Source organism: Candidatus Uhrbacteria bacterium (genome assembly GCA_016187485.1).
In the GTDB taxonomy this organism is placed as follows: Bacteria; Patescibacteriota; Patescibacteriia; order UBA9934; family UBA10169; genus JACPJO01.
In genome coordinates, this window is the sequence record JACPJO010000005.1 from 167488 (window position 1) to 187975 (window position 20488).

The 20488-nt window shown below is 51.9% G+C and carries 17 protein-coding genes; 3 read left to right on the forward strand and 14 right to left on the reverse strand.

Annotated features, from left to right (window positions below; translation table 11 throughout):
- Nucleotides 1–40: 40 nt before the first annotated feature.
- From HYW18_03610 to HYW18_03620, 3 genes are all read left to right on the forward strand, one after another.
- Entirely contained in the window at nt 41–268 is a 228-nt protein-coding gene (locus HYW18_03610; GenBank protein ID MBI2485205.1) for a hypothetical protein, read from the forward strand.
- Nucleotides 269–330: 62 nt separating this feature from the next.
- On the forward strand, nt 331–807 hold the full coding sequence (locus HYW18_03615) for a hypothetical protein (protein ID MBI2485206.1): 477 nt from the start codon (nt 331–333) through the stop codon (nt 805–807).
- 249 nt (nt 808–1056) lie between these two features.
- Nucleotides 1057–1323, forward strand: coding sequence for a hypothetical protein (locus HYW18_03620; GenBank protein MBI2485207.1), 267 nt, complete (start codon nt 1057–1059; stop codon nt 1321–1323).
- Nucleotides 1324–1391: 68 nt separating this feature from the next.
- Here the strand turns inward: HYW18_03620 and HYW18_03625 are convergent, their stop codons facing one another.
- The 14 genes from HYW18_03625 to HYW18_03690 all read right to left on the reverse strand — a co-directional run bounded on the left by HYW18_03625 (nt 1392) and on the right by HYW18_03690 (nt 20477).
- Nucleotides 1392–2693, reverse strand: coding sequence for an HD domain-containing protein (locus HYW18_03625; GenBank protein ID MBI2485208.1), 1302 nt, complete (start codon nt 2691–2693; stop codon nt 1392–1394).
- Nucleotides 2694–2728: 35 nt separating this feature from the next.
- The gene (locus tag HYW18_03630) at nt 2729–3502 is read right to left on the reverse strand and encodes an undecaprenyl-diphosphate phosphatase (protein MBI2485209.1); all 774 of its coding nucleotides are present in this window, start codon (nt 3500–3502) and stop codon (nt 2729–2731) included.
- Nucleotides 3503–3545: 43 nt separating this feature from the next.
- Nucleotides 3546–5285 (reverse strand): hypothetical protein, encoded by a 1740-nt coding sequence (locus HYW18_03635; protein ID MBI2485210.1) that lies wholly within the window; start codon nt 5283–5285, stop codon nt 3546–3548.
- A 36-nt stretch (nt 5286–5321) separates the two neighbouring features.
- Nucleotides 5322–7064 carry a hypothetical protein gene (locus HYW18_03640; GenBank protein MBI2485211.1) on the reverse strand — a complete coding sequence of 581 codons (1743 nt, stop codon included), beginning with the start codon at nt 7062–7064 and terminating at the stop codon, nt 5322–5324.
- A gap of 1 nt (nt 7065) precedes the next feature.
- Complete coding sequence (locus HYW18_03645; GenBank protein MBI2485212.1) at nt 7066–8781, reverse strand: hypothetical protein; 1716 nt, start codon at nt 8779–8781, stop codon at nt 7066–7068.
- A 35-nt stretch (nt 8782–8816) separates the two neighbouring features.
- Nucleotides 8817–10547: a hypothetical protein gene (locus HYW18_03650; protein MBI2485213.1), complete on the reverse strand. Its 1731-nt coding sequence runs from the start codon at nt 10545–10547 to the stop codon at nt 8817–8819.
- A gap of 19 nt (nt 10548–10566) precedes the next feature.
- The gene (locus HYW18_03655) at nt 10567–10827 is read right to left on the reverse strand and encodes a winged helix-turn-helix transcriptional regulator (GenBank protein ID MBI2485214.1); all 261 of its coding nucleotides are present in this window, start codon (nt 10825–10827) and stop codon (nt 10567–10569) included.
- Nucleotides 10828–10880: 53 nt separating this feature from the next.
- The gene (locus HYW18_03660; protein MBI2485215.1) at nt 10881–11516 is read right to left on the reverse strand and encodes a Type 1 glutamine amidotransferase-like domain-containing protein; all 636 of its coding nucleotides are present in this window, start codon (nt 11514–11516) and stop codon (nt 10881–10883) included.
- Between the two features lie 32 nt (nt 11517–11548).
- Nucleotides 11549–13282: a hypothetical protein gene (locus tag HYW18_03665; protein MBI2485216.1), complete on the reverse strand. Its 1734-nt coding sequence runs from the start codon at nt 13280–13282 to the stop codon at nt 11549–11551.
- Between the two features lie 24 nt (nt 13283–13306).
- Nucleotides 13307–15049: a hypothetical protein gene (locus tag HYW18_03670; protein MBI2485217.1), complete on the reverse strand. Its 1743-nt coding sequence runs from the start codon at nt 15047–15049 to the stop codon at nt 13307–13309.
- A 68-nt stretch (nt 15050–15117) separates the two neighbouring features.
- Entirely contained in the window at nt 15118–15363 is a 246-nt protein-coding gene (locus HYW18_03675; protein MBI2485218.1) for a winged helix-turn-helix transcriptional regulator, read from the reverse strand.
- 61 nt (nt 15364–15424) lie between these two features.
- The gene (locus tag HYW18_03680) at nt 15425–16870 is read right to left on the reverse strand and encodes a type IV secretion system DNA-binding domain-containing protein (GenBank protein ID MBI2485219.1); all 1446 of its coding nucleotides are present in this window, start codon (nt 16868–16870) and stop codon (nt 15425–15427) included.
- A 3-nt stretch (nt 16871–16873) separates the two neighbouring features.
- Nucleotides 16874–18730 (reverse strand): type IV secretion system DNA-binding domain-containing protein, encoded by a 1857-nt coding sequence (locus HYW18_03685; GenBank protein ID MBI2485220.1) that lies wholly within the window; start codon nt 18728–18730, stop codon nt 16874–16876.
- Between the two features lies 1 nt (nt 18731).
- On the reverse strand, nt 18732–20477 hold the full coding sequence (locus tag HYW18_03690) for a hypothetical protein (protein MBI2485221.1): 1746 nt from the start codon (nt 20475–20477) through the stop codon (nt 18732–18734).
- Between the last annotated feature and the right edge of the window lie 11 nt (nt 20478–20488).

Consider the following 20488-nt stretch of genomic DNA (forward strand, 5'->3'; position numbering starts at 1 on the left):
GCTGGCATCCATAAGCCCAGCCAGGCGCACTGGATAGATCATGAACGACTGGACTGCCGTGACACTCAGTTTCTTGGCCCTCATCGTCATGTGCCTCGTCGACTACAGCCACGGGCAGGTCTACGGAATCGAGAACGGTTGCTGCCCCTACCGGCCCGCCCCCGCCTTCGAGTGGGGGTGCACGTCGGTCGAAAAGGACATCTGCACCGACGAAGATCCGCGTGACTACGTCTACGGCGACGTGATGAGCGACTCTTCCAGCCGCTGAAGAAGCCCCAACCCCACTTGCGCATCCGAGCCCTACGCAGGCCAGGCGCATGGAGACGTTCGATGTCCGATCCTAAGATCCCCGCCATCCTCCCCAACTACAAGGAAATGGAGACCACAGCGGCACGGTCCGTCGTGATCGACATCCTCCTCTTCTGCGGCTTCCTCCTGGCCCAGAACATCACCGCAGCGCTCTTCACGGGGCTCGTCATCGCCGGCAAGCCGGTCTGGAGCATCGTCACCGTCGGCGTGTTATGGGTGGTGACCGGTGGCTGCATGGTGCGTGTGGCCAGGAGCCTCCGCGACAGTCACGCGAACTTGGTACTCGTCCGCGACCACAAGCGCGCCATCCACGCCGTGCTTGCTCATCCCAATGTAGCCAAAGAAGCATGGTTCTTCTTCAACTACTGCCAGAGGATGCACCCAGACAACATGTGGCACGCCCTTCTCATGTTCCACGCTCACCTGACGAAGACGACGGCCACGCCGGTCAACGGCCACGTGGGTGATGGCTTCGACGACCCGATCGAGGACGACTAGCCATTACCCGCCAGTACTGCTCTTTTCTCTCGGGGACCCAATCGTCCCCATTCCCCCTTTTCTAGCAATATTATAGATATGATGCCTCGTTATCTGTCCGACCGGACACTTAACACAGCCGACTATTGCTTGCAGAGGGGGAATCCTGCCAATCGGTAAACTACCAAAAATCAGGAGCTTAGCTCCTGATTTTTGGTAGTTGCAGATTTTTGCGTTCCCGCGTAGGGTGTTCAGACACCGGGAGGACACATGCGGCCAGAACGCATCGCGTGCATCGTCTCCTCGATCTTTGGCATCGGCATCCATATAGGAGCCTTTTGGTGGTCAGTAACCATCGAGCCGCTCCCGCAGGAGATTCTCAACGTCTACCCCCTCCTCGCGTCCATGATCGGCTTCTGCCAGCTCTTTCTCATCGTCGCCGCCCTCAACGATAAGCCCAGCCCAAGAAATCGCAAAAGCTGGACGAACCGGCGATTATGGAAGCCGCGCCGCAGCAACCTGCGCGCCATCCGCTGACTCCTTCCTTCTCTCCCGCCCCGTGCGGGATTTCTGCTTTCTGCAGCTAGCGCGGTACCAGGTACCGCCTAGACGGCTTGCTGGAATTTTTCTCTGTCCTCCCGCAAGACATAAAAATCTGTAAAGCGGATTTTTTCGTTATATTTTTTCAGAAGATCAGAGTATTCCGCAATCGGCACATTCTCATATCCATGAATCATCTTCCGCGCCACAAATAGACCACTCTTCTCCCCTGACACATCCACTTTGGAAAGTGCGTTACGCGATTCCACGACAAAAAACCTTATTGCCTCTCGCTTGCATAACTGCATAAGCCCACCCAAGAGCAGGCGGTCTTTCTCGCGCTCCTCGTGGAACCGCATTACATGCTTGGCGGGAACGCGGCGCATCAAATGCTTGGACCAATACTTCTCGGCCACAGCCGCCTCCTCCATCATTTCGACAACCTTACCATCACGCAGAGACGCGTAGGTATAAGGATCGGAAGGGATCACCAAGTCAATTTCACGCTCGCGAAATACTTGCGTAAGGTAGTGCGTGAACCCCACGGCAGTCTTATGAAAATATACTTGGTCAATCATGTGGTAGCGTGCCAGCAGCATGTCCTCGAACGCGCGCACGCCATTTTCGGAAAGCTGCAAAACCATTTGCCCGTCCTCGATGGCAAACCCAAGCGAGCTGATGAGCCAATCAAGATCGTACATGCCGTACGCGACTCCGCAATAGTAAGAATCACGCAGAAGGTAGTCCATGCGGTCGCAATCTACCTCGCCCGAAATGAGCGCCTTGCACGCGCGCTGAAGCCGTGGAACCTCGTGCTCTAGATCTTCAAACCACGTAGACGGAACCACCTCTTCGTGGATGAGCGACGCAACATCTTGCGCCATCGTCTGTGGCAGCACGCCATCTTCGGCCAGCGTCTGCACAAGCAATACGGAGTAATCTTCGTGCCGCGCTTGGCGCATTGGTCTCTCCCCATTTACCCACCAACTGTTATTAAGTGGGAGCGATGTAAGTTTCGGAAAGACAGATTCGCTGGCATGAGAAAATGGCCCGTGTCCCACGTCATGCAGAAGCCCCGCAAGCCGCATGACTTGGGCGAGCTCGTCCCACACTTCCGCACCAAGCGCCACACGCGTGCCCTCAAGTGACGTGCGCATCCTTCCCGCCAGTCGCCCAGCCACATGCATGGCGCCAAGCACATGGGAAAAACGGTCGTGTGTAGCACCCGGATACACATACGCTTGCAGAAAAGAAAGTTGACTGATGAAGCGCAGCCGTTGAACAAACGGATGGTCAATGACCTTGTGCTCCAGGGCATTGAAGGGGATGCGTTTGTGGATGGGGTCGCGAATTTCAAACTCAGCCATATCGCCCCCTTTTATGGTTTTTAGATTTCTTTAGATTACTGCATCCACACAAAAAAGAGTAGAGCAGCCAGCATCAGGCGGTACGCGCCAAACCAGAGATATTTGCCTTTTGTAAGAAAGCGCAAAAGCCAGCGTACGGCAACAAGGCCGCTAAAGAAGGCGGCAAGAAATCCCACGAAAAGTGGGATCGCATCTATGGCCACTCCGCCCGACGCAATATCGAAAAACTTTTTGAGCCCAGCCACAGCAGTAATAGGAATACCGACAAGAAACGCGAGGCGAGCCGCCGCAATGCGATCAAGTCCGGCGCTCAAGCCAGCGATAATTGAGATGCCCGATCTGGATGTGCCAGGAACAAGCGCCACGGCTTGAGAGAGAGTGACGAGAAGGGTTTGACGCCAGTTGCCCACAAGAGGTTGCTCGTTGCTGGTTGCTGGTTGTCGGTTCGAGTGCCAATCGGCGAAAATGAGCATGGCGCCCCAAAACGCGAGCGAACTGGCCACCACTGGCAACGACCGCAGATCGTTCACGCGTTCAAGCCACAGTCCGACAAGACCCACAGGAATGGTTGAGAAAAGGATCACCCAAAGCAGATGACGACGGTGAGTTACTACCTCGACAATGTCCCTCCAAAAAACCGACAGGATGACCAGAAGAGTGGCCAAGTGGATCGTTGCATCAAAGGCCACATCTTGAAGAGGCCAGCCGAAAAGCTCCGGAAAAATTACCAAGTGCCCCGAACTCGAGATCGGGAGAAATTCCGTGATGCCCTGCACGATGCCGAGGATGAGAGCCTGGAGGATGGTCACAACTATTCTCTTATTCCTGCCTGCCGGCAGGCAGGCTCACGAATTAGCCGCGCGAGGTTCCTGATTCAATAAACTTATAGTAACACTCTTTGCAGTATACCGCCCGTTTTGGATACACCTTATTCTTCCCAACGGAAATGCTCTTTTGGCACTCCGCGCACAATGCCGGCTCCACGATCGCCATGTTGAGCTCGGCGTAGAGGTCCATGAGACGCCGCGTGGCATGCGACCTGGGCGGCGCAATCTTGAGCGCGCGGTAAATCGCAAGCTCGGGCACGAGGTATGAAAACCGCCGGTCGGAGACATCATCGCGATACACCGTCTTCGTCATGGCGTCGTCTGCGCGATCAGGAATCTCGCTCGTTGCATGGATCATGCTCGCATCCATAGCGGCACCCTCCGCTCCCTCGCTTGTCACATCAACATCAGGCATACCGAGTTTGATCAGCTCCTCCTTCGGCGTGTCATAGATGTAGCGTGCGCCGCATCCGCTCCAGTGCTGGGTCGAAAACTTCGCCGATGGTAAGTCACCATACTCTCCCCTCTCAAGCATCGCGCACTTGAGTGCATCCACGGTCTTCCAATATTCCTCCTCCGTGTATTGCTTGTTCAAGATGCAAAACTTTTTGTGCTTGAGCCCAATGCATCCGAAACAGTTTTCGCAATCCATGCACGCATGACAATATTCGCACTCAAGACAGCGCGTGAGAAGCGAGAGCGAGTAGCGAGTCTTCGAGCTGTACCCATTCCCGATACCATAGTAGCAATCCGACGCACCATTTACCGCCGCACACATGTAGCAATCGCTCGACGGCACACCATAGGCGATATTGACCCATCCAAGATCGGCACACCCTTTGCAGACATAAAATGCATCGCGGATGCGCGTTGAATCGTAAATGTATTCCCCCGTCACGTCTTCTGCATGCACGTTCCAGTTTTCCGGCCAGGCGGCGTGCGCAATAAGATCTTTGAAGCGCTGCTCGTATTCCGCGCGTACCGCATACGAAGAAAGGTCAACCTCTGAACGTCGTTTCTTCCACTCCGCTTCAGTAAGCTGTTCATTCCACCAAAGATATTTCGCATTGCGTTTATTCGTCGCACCGAAGCAAAACTCGCAGTTTCGACAATCGAAGAGAAACGCACCTGAGAGACAATCGAGGCATTCGCGCAGATACAAACAGTCCGCGATGTTTTGAGAATGGACGACATTGTAGGAGCGCGAGATGTGGGTGGAGAGCGCGACCTCGGCAGAGTCTTCCATGTCCGATACGTTCATCGAAAAAACAGAATTCTTTGATTTGCACGCCAAGACGAAGTAGCTGTTCTGATCCCCACGCGAGATGAACGCGAGAGAATTTTCCGGCTGGACGTAATTAAAGTTCGCCGAACGTGGTACGGCAAGAGACAGCTTGTAGAGTTGATCGACAAACGAGCGAGAGAGATCAAGCTCGCGTCCGTGCGACGTGAAGTCTTGCTTGAACCACTCGTCATCCGGGATCACACGGATGCCACTTGCGGGGTGAACGACGGAGATAAGCGGTTTGCCGCCATTCGGTTGTGCGTTGTACCACATGTCAAACATGACGATGTGGGCATTCATGAGCTTCATCCGCGTCATGGGCGCATATTTCGACGGCGGGACGTTGTATTTGCGATACTGCGCAATCTCCGTGTCGTCCATCATCCACTTCGTCCCAAGCACAGCACACGTCCGCTCCCCGGGTTTGGTAGCATCGAGGATGGCTTTGACTTTTGCATCGTAGTTGGAGGTTTTGCTCATACAAACTATTCGCTTATTCGCACGAATTAGCCGCGCTTACCCGTTCTTTTCAATAAACCCATGATAACAATTCATGCAGTATACTCTCCGCTCGGGAAACGTGAAATTTTTATACGTGGTCGTTTTGGCGCTGCAGGAGGCACAGACAACTTCGATCGCAAAGGGGGAGTTCGCGTGGCGGAGCCAGTGTGTGAGGCGCGTAATAAAATGCCGCCGTGGGAATGGCCAGCGCTTTTCTTTGTAGATCGCAAGCTCTTTTGGCACGATGCTGAAATCGCGATCGAGCTCCTCATCATGGATCGGCGTGTTCACATGCTCGGACGAGACCTCATCAATGCAATCCGGGATATCCTCGATGCGAAGCCGTACCACATGCGCCTCCTCCCGTTTCGGCGCAAGCACCAATCCTTGCTTTGGATCCACACGAATCGCGCCGAACCTCTCGAGGTCTCGCTCGCGGTAATCAAAGTACACGGCACCCGTCGAGTGTTCAAAACCCGAGAGCGAAAACTTTCCGGGAAAAAACTCGCCATAACTTCCGTCATCGAGCATCGCGCACTTGAGCTCATCTACACGTCTCCAGTATTCCTCTTTTGGATACGGCTTGTTGAAGATGTGAAACTCCTTTTTGTGAAGTCCAGCACACCCGAAGCAACGCTGGCAATCATCGCAGACGGCACAATACTCAAGTTCTACTCCATTGCTGCATCCCATCGTAAACTTGTTATCAGCGCCGTTCGTGTCCCCCGTGCTCATGTAGGTCCGTGTCGCCCAGCCAAATCCACTACAATACGCGCAATCGTTCGCCTCAATGCCGAATCGGCAGTGGTAACAGCCCGTGCACTTGTCGAGCCAATAACTATATCCATCGCAATTAACACAAAAGTTCAGGTGCTCACCGCGACTGTTTTCGTTTCGGATCCCGAAGGAGGCTGGCCAGATACTCTGTTCGTGCCAGAGTCTGTAGAACTTCTCGAGCCACGCATCTGCGGTCGATCGACAGCCGAGATCTACTTCCGCGCGCCGCTTTTTCCATTCTGATTCCGAGAGTTGTTCGTTGAACCACAGATATTTTTTCTGCCGTTTGTTCGTAGCCCCGAAGCACAGCTCGCAATCGCGGCAATCAAAAAGGAAGGAACTTTTGAGACACCGATAACAGCTGAAGAGATATTCCGAATCGGCAATATTATGCGAATCGCTTATGGAAAACGAGCGGGCAATGTGTGTTCCATTGACCACGTCCACACAGTCCTCCGCCTGAAATGCTGCGTAGGTGTAGAGAGAGCGAAGAGCCTGCGAGGCGCACGACATATAACTCTCCACGCTTTTCCACGAACCGACCGCGACCGACGCAGCATCCACATCACGATTGCGTTTGGCACGCATGGGAACCATCGTCACGAGATCCCAGATTTGATCGAACACCGGACGGGAGGGATCAATGTCTTGATACGTGGAGGAAAAATCATGTTTGTACCAATCAATGTCCTCAACGACTTTGAACGGAAGATCGGGATGAATGGCAGAGACGATCGGCTTGCTCGAGAACACATCACGGTTCCAAAAAATGGCCAACCCGGTGTTGTAGCCATTCAGCATATTCATGCGCGTACCAGGTTTCACTTTCGACGGCGGGACACGAAACTTTTTACAGATAGCGATTTCGCTTTCATCCAACACCCACGTCTCGCCCGTCAATGCGCAAACCCGCTCCTCCCCTGCCTTCAAGCCGGCGAGGATTGCATCGAGCTTGGTGTCAAAGTTGGGTGTGTTGGACATATTATCCTCTCTCCCCAAGATACTCCCAATAGCACTTTTGACATAGAATGCGACGCATAGGAAATGTCGAGTTTCGGTACGTCGTAACTTCCGCGTGGCACTTCTCACACATCGCCTGCTCTTCACGCGGGCCGTTCGAGAACCGAAAACGGTTTTTCATGGAGAGGAATGGGTGCTCACTCGGCACGGCAACATTTTGCTTGCGGCAAAATGCCAGCTCGGCTTGTGTTACAACAAACGGACGGTGGAGAATGGGATCGAGAACAGATTTGTTGATGAAGTTTTCCCATGCGGGATCATCGGCACGATCCGGAAGGTCGTCCGGTGAGAGAAGATCGGGCGTCGTCGATCCTATTGATGTTTCATACATGGGGGCGCCGTGAGCACGAAGCTCGTCCGGTAAGTATTCCGCATACAAGTCACCCATCGAGAACTGGAAACCTGGCTCGGAAAATGCAGCAGGGAAAAATTCGCCGTACTCTCCACGATCAAGCATTGCACATTTCAGTTCATCGAGCTTCTGCCAATAATTCGCCTCGTCATATTGCTGATTCAGAATGCAAAACTTCTTGTGCCGTAAACCAACGCAGCCGAAACAATGCTCGCAATCATAACAGTTGAGAGAGTACTCCATGCCGATCGAACGCCACGTGCGGAAACAGAAACGGTTTTGGCTTCCCGAGAGCATGTCGCAACACTCATACATCTGTCCGCCCTTGCCACCCCAACCGGTAAACGCCGACTCTTGAAGTTCGAGCGTCGCATAGCAACGAAAGCAATCCGTTGAGTCGTAGTTGCGATAAGCAAACTTACAACGTGTTGAGTCGGAAATATGCTCCCCCGTGCACCCCTCCGAGCCAACATGGACATACGCCGGCCAGACCGACTGACGGATCATCTCGAGAAACTGTTCATGCTGTTTTTGATACACGGCGCGCGATGAGAGATCAACTTCTTGTCGCCGCTTTTCCCATTCCTCTTTGGAAAGTTGCTCGTTCCACCACAAATACTTTTTATGCAACTGATTGCTCGCACCAAAACAGAATTCGCAATCAACGCAATCATAGAGGAATGCACTTGATGAACAGCCGTTGCAAGAAAAACAATCAACACAGCTAAAGCACTTGCTCGAATAGCTCGTCTGAAAACAAAATCGGCATCGACTGTTGTCGATCACGTCCATGCAATCTTCGTTCTCAAGACCGAGGAACGCATGAAGCACACGCCGGTTATACATAAGCGCGAAGGCCAAGTAGGCATCCTCACACTTGATAAGGTCGACGCCGGTACAGCGAAGGTTCGAACCATCATCGCGGAGCGCCCCGACAGGAATACGGTGAGCCAGAGGAAGAAGCTGGTCGAAAAATGATCGTTGAGAATCAAGTAACTGCCCCGGTTCTAGAAACTCTTTCGAGAACCATTCTTTATCGTGAATGATGTTAAACGGCGAGTCAGGGTGCACAAAACTCCAGATTGACTCTCCCGTCTCGGCATGTGGTTTTTTCCAAAGCGCTAATCCCGACACAAACCCCATTAAGTGCCGCATTCTCGTATACGGCGCCCGCTTACTCGGCGGGACGTTGAATTTTCTGTACCAGCCAATCTCTTCATCCGTCATGTTCCACTTTTCTCCCGTCAACGCACAAACTCTCTCGCCCGGCTGCGTGACGTCGAGAATGGATTTTACTCTCAGGTCAAAATATTGAGTCTTGGACATACTATTCGCTTATTCGCGCGAATTAGAGATCATTGCTAGCCACGTTCTTCCATGTACCGAAGATAGCATGGTCTGCATAACACGCGCCGACGGCTGGAAAAAAGTGCGTTTCGGCTTGTCGTAACTGAGGTGCAGCAGATAGCGCATGTCGTTTCTTCAGGGATAGGCACATTCGAGTGGCGTACAAGGTGGAGAAGGCGAGTGAGAAAGTGCTTGTCGGGAATTGGTAATCGGTGTTTTTGATAAAAGGCAAGTTCCGCTGGTGTGATCGTGTATAAACGATTAAGTGACTCATCCAGAATTGGTTTCCCAACATGTTGGGAAACATCAATATCCAGAAGTCGGTCAGGTAGTTCAGATGCTTTGAGCAGCCCTTCGGACTCATTGATATTCCCTTTCGTAGGATCGAACGTCGGCGCGCCGAATTTCTTGAGTTCATCGTCACTATACCCAAAGTAAAACTCCCCCATCGAAAACTGAAATCCTGTCTGCGAAAGACTCGCAGGAAAAAACATGCCGTACTCGCCACGGTCGAGCATCGCACACTTGATCTCGTCCACCCGCTGCCAATATTCCTCTTCGCCGTACGGCTTGTTGAAAATGTGAAACTTCTTTTTTTTGAGACCGACGCAGCCAAAACAGTGCTCGCAGTCGTAGCAGTCCATGCAATATTCTAAGTCTTGGCACCGCCATGAGCGTGAGCAGAATTTGAGGTTGTGATAATACGCGATATCCGCCGAGCAGTACGCCGCGTCTCCCCACCCCAACCACACGACACTCATGCTGTCACGATCATCCAGACTCATCCAGCATTGAAAGAGGTCCGTGCTCCCTTCGACCCAGTAACTCTCGCGACATCTTGTGGCGCGCACCAAATACTCTCCCGTGCTCTCCACGTCTGTCGCAAAGTTGAAATGGTCGCGGAAATACCCTTCCCCACGAATCATCTCAAGGTATCTTTCCGAGCACTCGTTCCATGTACGCCGTGATCGGAGGTCGACCATCTCAAGACGTTTACGATACTCTCCCTCCGACAGCTGTTCGTTCCAGAATATAAATTGTTTATCCTTCTTATTCGTTGCACCGAAGCAGTCTTGGCAGCGGCTACAATCAAAGAGAAACGCGCTGTTGATACAATCACCGCATTGGAAACAATAGGTACAGTGATGCATGTTCTCGGCCGCGTTGATGTGATAGCTCTCATTTACCCGAAGGGTGTTCGTGATACAGGCCGAATCACTTCCATGAAAACTCACCGACGCATACAAAACACGTTGTAAATCCGCTCCGCCAAACAAAAGATAGGTGTCTTGGCATTTGATCATGTCCACGCCAACGCTGTTGGTACTTGACCCCTCATCGCGCAGAGCACCCACAGGAATCGAATATGCAAGTTGTTGAAACTGAGCAAAGAATGGTTCTCCAGGATCGAGCTCTCTTGTTGTTTGTGCGAATTCACGGTTATGCCAGTCGCGGTCGGGAATCACTTGATATGGACTGTCTGGGTGCACAAACGTAAGAAGCGGCTCCTTAGTCTCCGCATGCGGCTTTTTCCAAATGGCTATCCCAACAGGAAAGCCCAGGAGCTGTTTCAATCGCGGAATCGGCGCGCAGGAATGCGGCGGCACGTTGAACTTTTTGTACCATCCAATCTCCTCCTCGGTCATGTTCCACTTCTCCCCCGTCAACGCACAAACCCTCTCGCCAGGTTTTATCGCGTCGAGGATGGATTTTACTTTGGCATCGTAGTTAGGTGTCCGATTCATATTCGCCTATTCGCGCGAATTAGAGAAGAGAAATAATCTGCTTTGCGCCGGACGGCTGGTCTTTGGAAAGACGATAGAACATCTCCAGGCTCCGCTGATCACGATCAACGATATCAGCTGCAAAAAGAATCCCCAAATGCTTCGAGGTTGCTTTAAGTGATAGCTTGATCTTATTGGCAATCTCCCACACCGGTGCTTCCTCTTTTTCTCTTAGGAACTCAACGATCGCAAGCCGCCTGCGGTTCGCCAACGCCTTCAATGTACGCTCTAATTGCCTCATACAAAACTATTCTATCATTCGCGCGAATTAGAGAATAGATTTATCCACTATGTTTAAGTCGATAGACGTAGGAATGAATTATGTGTCTTTATGACTTCCACGTGTCCGTCTTGCACAAGAACCGCCTCATCATCCGTTAAGCGGGTGCTCATGACTCCATGCTGTCGCTCATATTCAGCGATCTGTTCTTCTTCAGCCGGTTCATAGTGCGGAGTAATGGTGAGATCGACAAGCCCCATACCGCGCATATCCTTGAGATCAACAATGTTTTTATCTCCCCCGACACCAAGTCCTGAATGTCCAATATCCTTCCCCGCCACTATCGAGCCGGCGCTTACTCCGATGTAGATCCCCCCTTTTTCTAAAAATGACTTTACTGCTACATCGAAGCCGCTCTCGCGAATATATTTCATGAGGTAATAGGTGTTGCCGCCTTGGACATAGATAATGCGACTGCGCTCAAGTGCTCTTACGGTTTCATCCTGCGTCTTACCAGCCAGATCATACTCCTCAACAATCCAACCCATCTGCTCCATTACGACACGGTCTCCGTCCACATAGTGCCAATCCGATTCCGGAACGGACGCCGTGATGATATGCAACACATGGGGCGCTCCCTCAAGAGGAGCGACAAACGATTCGATCTCGTGTTTCATTCTCATCCCCGCTGATGTAAGAAAAAGTTTCATGTTCGCCTATTCGCGCGAATTAGAGATTGCCCCTAGCCGTTCTTCTCGAGATACTCCAAATAACACTTCTTGCAATACACCTTCCGATCTGGATACTTTGCATTGAATGAGATCGTAACCTCGGCGGAACATGCCACGCAAACGCGCTTCTCGAACCCGCATCCTTGCATCGTACGGAAAAGCTCGATCACGCGCGAGATGAAGTGCTCCTTCGGTGGAGCAAGACGGAGTTTTCGATAGAGTTCAAGTTCGGCGGGAAGAAAAGCAAACTTTCTGTTTGCCTTCGTATCGAAAATAGGGGTTCTTGTCCATTCGTCCGTTACCTCGTCGAGTTTGTCGGGGATCTCATCCGGAGATTTCATCGCCGCCCCGGCAGTCTCCACGCCGCACGCACCGTCACTGCATTGTTCGAGCATGTTGGCTCCAAGTTTTTTCATCTCCTCAAGACTTGCACCGCAATACAGCATCGAGCCCCCATGCGGCGCGTACGTCGTTGCCATCGACAAGAGGAAGAACCTCCCATACTCACCGCGCTCGAGCATCGCACACTTGAGCTCGTCCACACGTCTCCAATACTCCCCAGGAGAGTACGGCTTGTTGAAGATGTGAAACTCTTTGTGCTGAAGCCCCACGCACCCGAAACAGTTTTTGCAGTTGTAACAGGTGATGCAGTACTCGCAAGTATCCGACCCGATCGTGCGCCAGCACCCGACAAGCCGCGTGGAATTCGCCGCCGTCATGGACATATAACACTCGGTTGCATTGAATGGACCAAAGCAATCGAAGCACCCATGCGTGTTATGCCCGTATGCGCAACGATAATTGTCCGTCGAGTGTTCCGTGAGCGTAAAGCACTCTCGGCAGTTCGTGCAGTCGGTGAGATACTCTCCTGTTGAATCGATCGCTTTCTCATTGAAGTTCTCCGGCCAGATGGTTTCCGTCTGAAGAAGGTTCTCGAACTTCGCAAATTGCTCCTCCAGGACTCGGCGCGAAGAGAGATCCACGGAGACCCGACGTTTCTCCCACTCTTCTTTCGAGAGTTGCTCGTTCCACCAGAGATACTTTCGCCGACGCTTGTTCGTAGCGCCAAAACAATATTCACAATCGCGGCAGTCAAAGAGAAACGCAGAGTCCACGCAATCGAATGACTCACGCGCCACAAGGCAACGGTACATTCGATCGCAATGAAGCATGTTCCAGCACTGATTGGACTTGTTCACGGTGATCATGTCGGCACATTCTTCCCCATCAATTAGAAGCACGCTGTAGTAGGCATTCTTTGCTTTGCAGGCCAGCGTGAAATAACAATTCTGGTCGCCCATGGAGACGAGCGAGATGGAGTTCACCGCCGGAACAATCGTCGAGGTCGCGATCATGGGAATCTTTTTCTGAAGCTCCCGCAGTTGCGGGAAGAGAGACTGCGCAGGATCGACCTCCAAAGAAATATCCGAGAAGTCCTTGTTGAACCACTCCGCATCTGGCAACACACGAACGCCGGAGGTGGGATGATGAAACGACAACACAGGCACACCCGTCTCAAAATGTTTGTTCCACCAAAATTGGTACCCCGTCGTGTAATGCGCCATCAAAACCCATCGCGTGCGTTGTGAATAACTCGACGGGGGTACATTCAAACGTCGGCACCAATCGATCTCCTCTTGCGTAAGCACCCACTTGTCGCCGAGCAACGAACAAACCCTCTCGCCGGGTTGGGTAGCATCAAGGATGACTTTGATTTTCGCGTCGTAACTTGGAGTCCGGGACATAAACTATTCTCTAATTCGTACGAATTAGCCGACCTGTTCGAGATACGCAAGGTAGCACGCCGTGCAGTAAATCTTCCGTTTTGGAAACGCGATGTTTTTGTGTATCACCACTTCCTTTGAGCACTTTTGACATAGGCCCTGCTCGGCCATAAAAGTATTCCCTAGTCGAGCGAGCGCACGGATGCGTGTCATGAAATGTCGCCGAGGAAATGGAAGTCTCATGTGCGTATAAAACGCCACATCTTCTTTTCGTACGGTAAAGGGACGTTCAAGCTCTGGATCCATAATAGGCCTTCCAGCAAACAACGCGCAGGCCTCCAGTCCATCCGGCAACAACTCCGGATCCATAGACTCACCATACACGGCCGATTGCGAGAGAGAGATGACCGCCCCGCGCTTCGCATCAAAAACAATTCCACCGAGACGAACAACCTCCTCGTCGGTAAGCGGTGCATGAAGCTCCCCACCCCACTGGATGCCCGACGGAGAAAAGTCTCCAGGGAAAAAGTTCCCGTACTCGTCCCGATCAAGCATCGCGCATTTCAATTCGTCGAGCTTGTTCCAATATTCTTCCTCAGCATAGGCCTTGTTGAGAATATGAAACTTCTTGTTCTTGAGTCCAACACATCCGAAGCAGTTTTCACAATCGGAACAATTGAGACAGTACTCGATGTTTTGACAGCGCATGCACGCCGTCGAGAACAAGACGCGACTCCCGTTGATAACACCAACCGCCATGTAGCTGTCCGATGTCCCGTCAATTCCGCTCGTGTACGCATTCCCCTGGACGACGGAATGACAAAGCTGGCAGGCGTACATATCCGTCGCAAACGAAAGTCCGAAACCGTCGGTGCAACGCACGCACTTCATGAGATACTCTCCACTCGACGCCTCACAGCCGACATTGAAGTTTTCTGGCCATACCGCTTCCGTTCGCAACATCTCGAGATAGCGTTGCATCCATGACTGAAAAACTTTCCAGGACGTGAGATCCACTTCTTTCATTTTTTGCTCATACGTCTCTTTCGAAAGTTGTTCATTTGCGAAGACGTACTTCCGATTGCGCAAATTGCTCCCGAGAAAGCAGGACTCGCAATTGCGGGAATCAAAGAGGAAATCGCAAGACACGCATTCCTGACATTGCATCGCCACCCGACAGCGATACATTTTTGTAGAGCGGTTGAGCGAAAAGCTTTCTTGTGACGATGTCCCGATAAAGGTGTCCTCGCAATCTTCCAGCTCTTTGCACATGAACCCGTACGCGGAACGTCTGGTGTTTTTCACGCCGCCAAAAACCATAAACGAATCTTCAGCAGAAATAATCCCGACACCCATACTGTTCACAGGGGTACCAAAGGTGCGTGTCGCTTGAAATGGCACGGCGTGTAATACCTGGCGAAGTTGTGGAAAAAATGGTTGCGCGATATCAAGACCCCTCGCTCCGCGATCGCTCCAATCCTGTGCGTGCCACAGAGAGTCCTCAACGACCGGAATGGGATTGTCCGGATGGATATAGGAGACGATGAGTTTCTTGGTCACGGCATCGGTATTCCACCAGATGGTAACACCGGAGTTGAAACCGAACAGGAGTTTCCGCCGAATCGTCGGCGAAATATCAGAAGGTGGGACCTGGAACTTACGCATCCAGATAAGCTCTTCTTCCGTCATCATCCATCTCTCACCTGAAACCGGGCACACTCGCTCGCCGGGTTGTGCGGCGTCAAGGATCGCTTTGATCTGTACATCGTAGTTGGGGGTATGAGACATAACGCCCACAGTCTATCTCATTTCCCCCAAAAACTAAAAACCCTGCGCCCCGCCGATCTCCCAACCTTTCAATTGAAGGGTTGTTTGATAAACCGACGCGCTGGCGAGGAGAGAACCACTTCACCAGCTCGGTTTTGTTCAATCAGGCCCACCCGAGCCAGTCGTTTCAAGTGCGAAGATGTTGCTTGCTCTGAAATGTCGAGTTCGTGGGCAAGATCACAAACAGCAGCCTTGCCGTGTTCGTGAAGGTACATGAAGACAGTGAGACGTCGTTCATTGCCCAAAGCTCGGAAAAAATCTGCCAGAATTTTCATAGATGCCCCCAACCTTTCAATTGAAAGGTTGCCTTTGAGATCAGCACACAAAGAAAATACCCTACACAATAATCTCTCCCATATCAATCGGCTTGGCTTCGGGTTCTTTTGCGACCGAGTCGCCGCCCTCCAATTCTTTTTCTACTTGCACGCGAGGCGTTGCGTACTTCTCGCGCGACTGTTTAACAATACGCTCGACAAAATTTCCATGCTTGGGCTTGTCCACGGTAAGCACATCGGCAGAAAACGGATCCCATCGGCGCCCGTCAATCGTCATTTTCACATAAATCTCCCGCTCAGAAAGATTAATCATGTCGTTCACCGAGAAAACTGGCTGCATTTCGTTGGACATAATCTCCGCATCCTCCGCGCTGATCTGAAATGACACGATAGAGGCGACGTTGCCAAACAAAGATGACCGCAGCGATGGCGAAAGTTGGGAGAGGTTTTGGTTGGCCACCGTCAAACAAAAGCCGAATTTGCGCGCTTCGGCCAAAATATTTTCAAATGTCCTTGTGGCGATATTTTGAAACTCGTCTACATAGAGGTAGAACGGGGTACGATCTTTCTCCGGCAGACGGATGCGCTGCATGGACGCTTGATAGAGTTTTGTCACAAGTACCGCGCCAAAGAAAGCAGATTTCTCGTCTCCCACACGACCTTTCGACAGATTCACGAGCAGAATCTTTTTGTTCTGCATGATCTCATACAAGTCGATCTTGCTTTTTTTCTGTCCAAAAATATTGCGGAGCAGCGGATCAGTAAGCAACTGGCCGAATTTATTGAGAAGAGGCGACACCGCTTCCGCATCATACCGCTGCGACCACTCCGGAAACTCAATCGCCCAAAACCGTCGCACCACCGAATCTTTGATATGCTCAATTACCTTACCGCGAAATGGACCCGAGGAAAGCATGGAGACAATGCCGTTCAACGTTCCGTCGGGATAATCAATCATGGCCAGACACGAAAAGCGCAGTAAGTGTTCAATGCGTGGAGACCAGTCGGAGGCAAATTGCTTTTTGAAAATCTCGATAATCGAGTCCGTCACCATATGCTTATCCTCGTCGGCAACGTTGGCAATCGGGTTAAACGCTACGGGAAAATCACGGTCGGCTGGGTCAATCAGCACCACATCATCAATACGATTCTCCGGAATGAACTCCAACATGGAGTTGATCAAATCTCCATGCGGATCCACAACACCCACCGCGTGGCCAAAATGAATATCCGCTCGCATGAGAAGTTCCATGAGTTTTGTTTTCCCCACGCCAGACTTCCCAATCACATACAAATGGCGACGACGATCGCGGCGCTTAATACCAAAAATGTACCGCTTCGCTGCATAGCCGGTGGAAAAGTTTGTTTTACCAAAAAGAGAAATCTCTTCCGGTGCGACGTCTTGCGGGGTCGGGAGAGTATCGGGTGGTTCATGACGCCGAGCAACAAACGTCTCCAGTTCTCCGTCGCCCGCCGTTGTCGGTGATTGAAAAAGTGGATCGGCCATACATCACCACGGAAAAATACTCGGCTCTTTTGCCACTTGCAGGGGCTCCTCCTCTTCCCCATCATCCCCACCGTCATCTTTCTGTGGAGCACTCCCCGCGGACGGTGGGGAATTTCCATGAGGCTTCTTGTGACGGCGGCGTTTACGCTTTCCTCCTTCATCCGGACGAGAACCCACAGAGACGGTCGGTGCATTCGTCGGCGTCACAGGAGAAGTTGCCACAGAAACAGAGGCTGCAGGTGTCGGGGTCGTTATCCCTGTTGGACGAGGAGCGCTTAGCGCCGACAACGACACCTCTCCCACCGTCTCCGTCCTCACCACTTCAGCGTCTTTCATAACAGAGACCGGCGTTTCTCCAGGTCTGGACGGTTTTTTACCGGCTTTGCGTTCTGCCTTCACAATATCAATGCAATCTTCACAGTAAATCGGCCGCGAGCGATCCAGTTCAACCGGTAACTCCATGTGTTTTTGGCATCGCGAACACGTATACTCATGCATCCACGACTTCTTCTTCGACACAGGCGGCGCAACTTCTGGAATTTCTGGAAGCGCCCCCTCTTCGATCACGGGTTTACTTTCACTCCACCGCAGAATCCGCTCTTCCACAAGTTCGCGCGGGACGGCATATTGCTGTCGGGAAGCCGCAATAACCTTCACCTCATTCTTTGTGTGAATCTGGATTGGCGGAAGCGTTACGGCAGAGAACGGATCACCGGCAATTCCTTTCGAGAGAAGTTTCAAATAAATGTTTGCCTTGGGGAGATTTACAAGGTCGTCCTCGATAAATTTTGGCGCAAACTCCACGGCTAATTTTTCTGCATCGGCCGATCCTACACGGAACGAAATAAGCGTTCCGGCGTTTCCAAACACGGCCGCTTCGACCGTTTCATCCAGCTGCTCAATGTATTGGTGAGCCATGATAAGCGCGAGGCGGTATTTACGCGCTTCGGAGAGAATGTTCGCAAACGACTCCGTGGCAAAGTTTTGAAATTCGTCAATGTAGAGGTAGAAGTCCTCACGAGCTTCCTCCAAAATATCCACGCGCGCCATTGCGGCAAGCTGCATCTTTGTCACAAGAAGCCCCCCAAGCAGCCGGCTTGCGTCCTCCCCAATACGTCCCTTCGACAGGTTCACAATAAAGATGTGGTTTCCATCCATGATGTGGCGCATGTCAATCGTGGACTTCTCTTGTGCCACGATGTTGCGCACAAGCGAGGTAGAAAGAAACTGGCCGACCTTGTTTTGAATCGGCGCAATTGCTTCCGTGCGAAACTTTGGATCCCACTGCTCAAATTCTGTCACCCAGAAAGCCTTCACCACCGGATCTCGAATGCCCGCCACAATTTTCCGGCGGAAGTCGCGGTCTACAAGAATACGGTTGATGCCAAGAAGGGTATTCCCGGGATTTTCCAGCAAACTCAAAATACAGTTATTCATGATGTGCTCCATGCGTGGACTCCACACATCCGGCCAAATCTTTTTAAAGACGCCCATGAGACCCGAGGCAATCACGTGCTTGTGGCTATCGTCCACGGCTTCGAGTACGTTGAACCCAATGCAATGATTGAGATCGGATGGATTGAAATACACGACGTCATTGATCCGATGCTCGGGAATGGCATCAATGATCTTCTCGGCAGAATCCCCGTGCGGATCAATAAATCCGACGCCGTGGCCGTAGTAGATGTCGGCCAAGATCATGTTTTCAATCAGCGTCGTTTTTCCCACACCGGATTTTCCCACAATGTACATGTGCCGGCGGCGATCATCCGTGCGAATGCCAAACTTCCGCAAACGGTTGCGGAAGTTTGTTCGCGCGAAGAAAATTACATCTTGTTCGTGATCGTGAAAGTATTTCATACTAACGGACGTCGTCCATTGTATCACGAAGCCCTACATCTTCCGGCTCAACCCCTTGCTCAATAAGCACGCGGATTTCATCGGGAATACCTGCCGGTGATCCTGTCTTCAAATGCGAAGGGGTGGGAGGACGTGCATCGTATGCGTTCGCGCGCGGGGCGATATTTTGCGGCGTCAGTGAGGAGGACGGCGCAGCATGCGCGGTCGGAGCTACTGGCCGCGGGGCAGAAAGGCCCTCTGCCGGTCTATCGGCATGAGCATCTCCTTCGATTGCCACTTCGTGCGACGGCGCCGCTTTAGCGTGGGATGTATGCACAACCTCGCCCATCCCATGCGCGGGCGGAATAGCCATAGGCATCTCGAATAAATCCGCCGGCGCCTCTTCCTTTTGTACTTCCCCGCCCGGCAGAATCATTTTGGGCGCGACCAACATTTCCTCTTCTTCATCGGCAAACGGCGTATCTGTAGGCGGCTCGGCACGCTTGGCGAGCGTCTTCTTGATAAGCGGCACCTTTACGTTGATCGTCGGGAAGTGCCAGAGCGTCGCCAACTCCTCAGTGTTCAACACAAACGCCTCGGCGCCAATCTCGGTACTTCTCTCCACATATCCTTTCATGAGCTTGTTTTGGTAGTACGCGTACCACCACACTTGCCAGAAGTAGTCATCTTCCGGACTCCCATGCCCCGTAAAGGCGTTCAAATCTTGGTGTGCGAGCTGCTTGAGGAATCCTTTCACGATATCTTTGCGTGTCACCTTCGTGAAGACTTCTTTGCGCGCTACATAGATCACGCGGATTTTTGTCTTGAGCCCTGGTTTGCCGATCTTGCGCACAACCGATTTACTGATTTCCCGCTCCTGCTCTGTAACTTTAAACGCCTTCCATACCTCTTCTTGGAATTTATCTTTCCCGGCCTCGGCCTCACCTCCCAGAATGTCTCCAATTACGACGCCCGGTACCGATGCAATCGCGCCGCCGATGGCGCCCAACAAACCGCCGGATTCTGCATGCTTGTTACTCACCCCATAGGTCTTTTTGATAAAGGCGTCCCCCTCTTCTTTCCATTCTTCGCCCGCATGCTCAGTAAGCACTTGAAACCATAATTGCTCGCCGGGCTTCATCTGCGCCATCCCTTCAAAAAGTGTGACAAGCGGGTCCTTGAGGTCCTGTGTCAGCGAGTGCTCAAAATCTACATAGGTGCGCACAGACATGAAACTTGGTTTCGCAAGCACGTACTCTGCCCCCCATACGTCCCACTGCTCATGGGGAAAATGGTGCGGCACCTCCTTCGCGTAGTCATCGACGAGAGCAATTTCCGCATCGGGGTATTGTGCATAAATAACCGCTTCATAGACATCGCGATACCGCTGCTCCGTCCAAATGTAAAATTGGATATAGCCGTTAATCGAGGCAATCTCAAAACTATGGCGCCAGGGCACCTTTCCCATGAGGTACGTCTCAAGCCACGTGGGAGAAGCTTTCAGGGCAACGGTAACACCAAAGATGTTTTCCACGGCACGGGGACTTTGCTCCGTGAGGCGTGGGACATCTATCGCAAGTAGGATATACGGCCGGTGGTGGCGCCAATAATGGCGCTGCATCTCAAGCCACATTTCAAAAATGCCGTAGAGGAAGACGACAAGAAACGGGATCCAGCCGAAATACAACAAGAGATCAATGATGATCTCGTCCACCGGCTGGTTCAGAAATTGCGACAGGGTAAACCCTCCAATTGTCGCAAGAAGCATAGCGCCCCCAT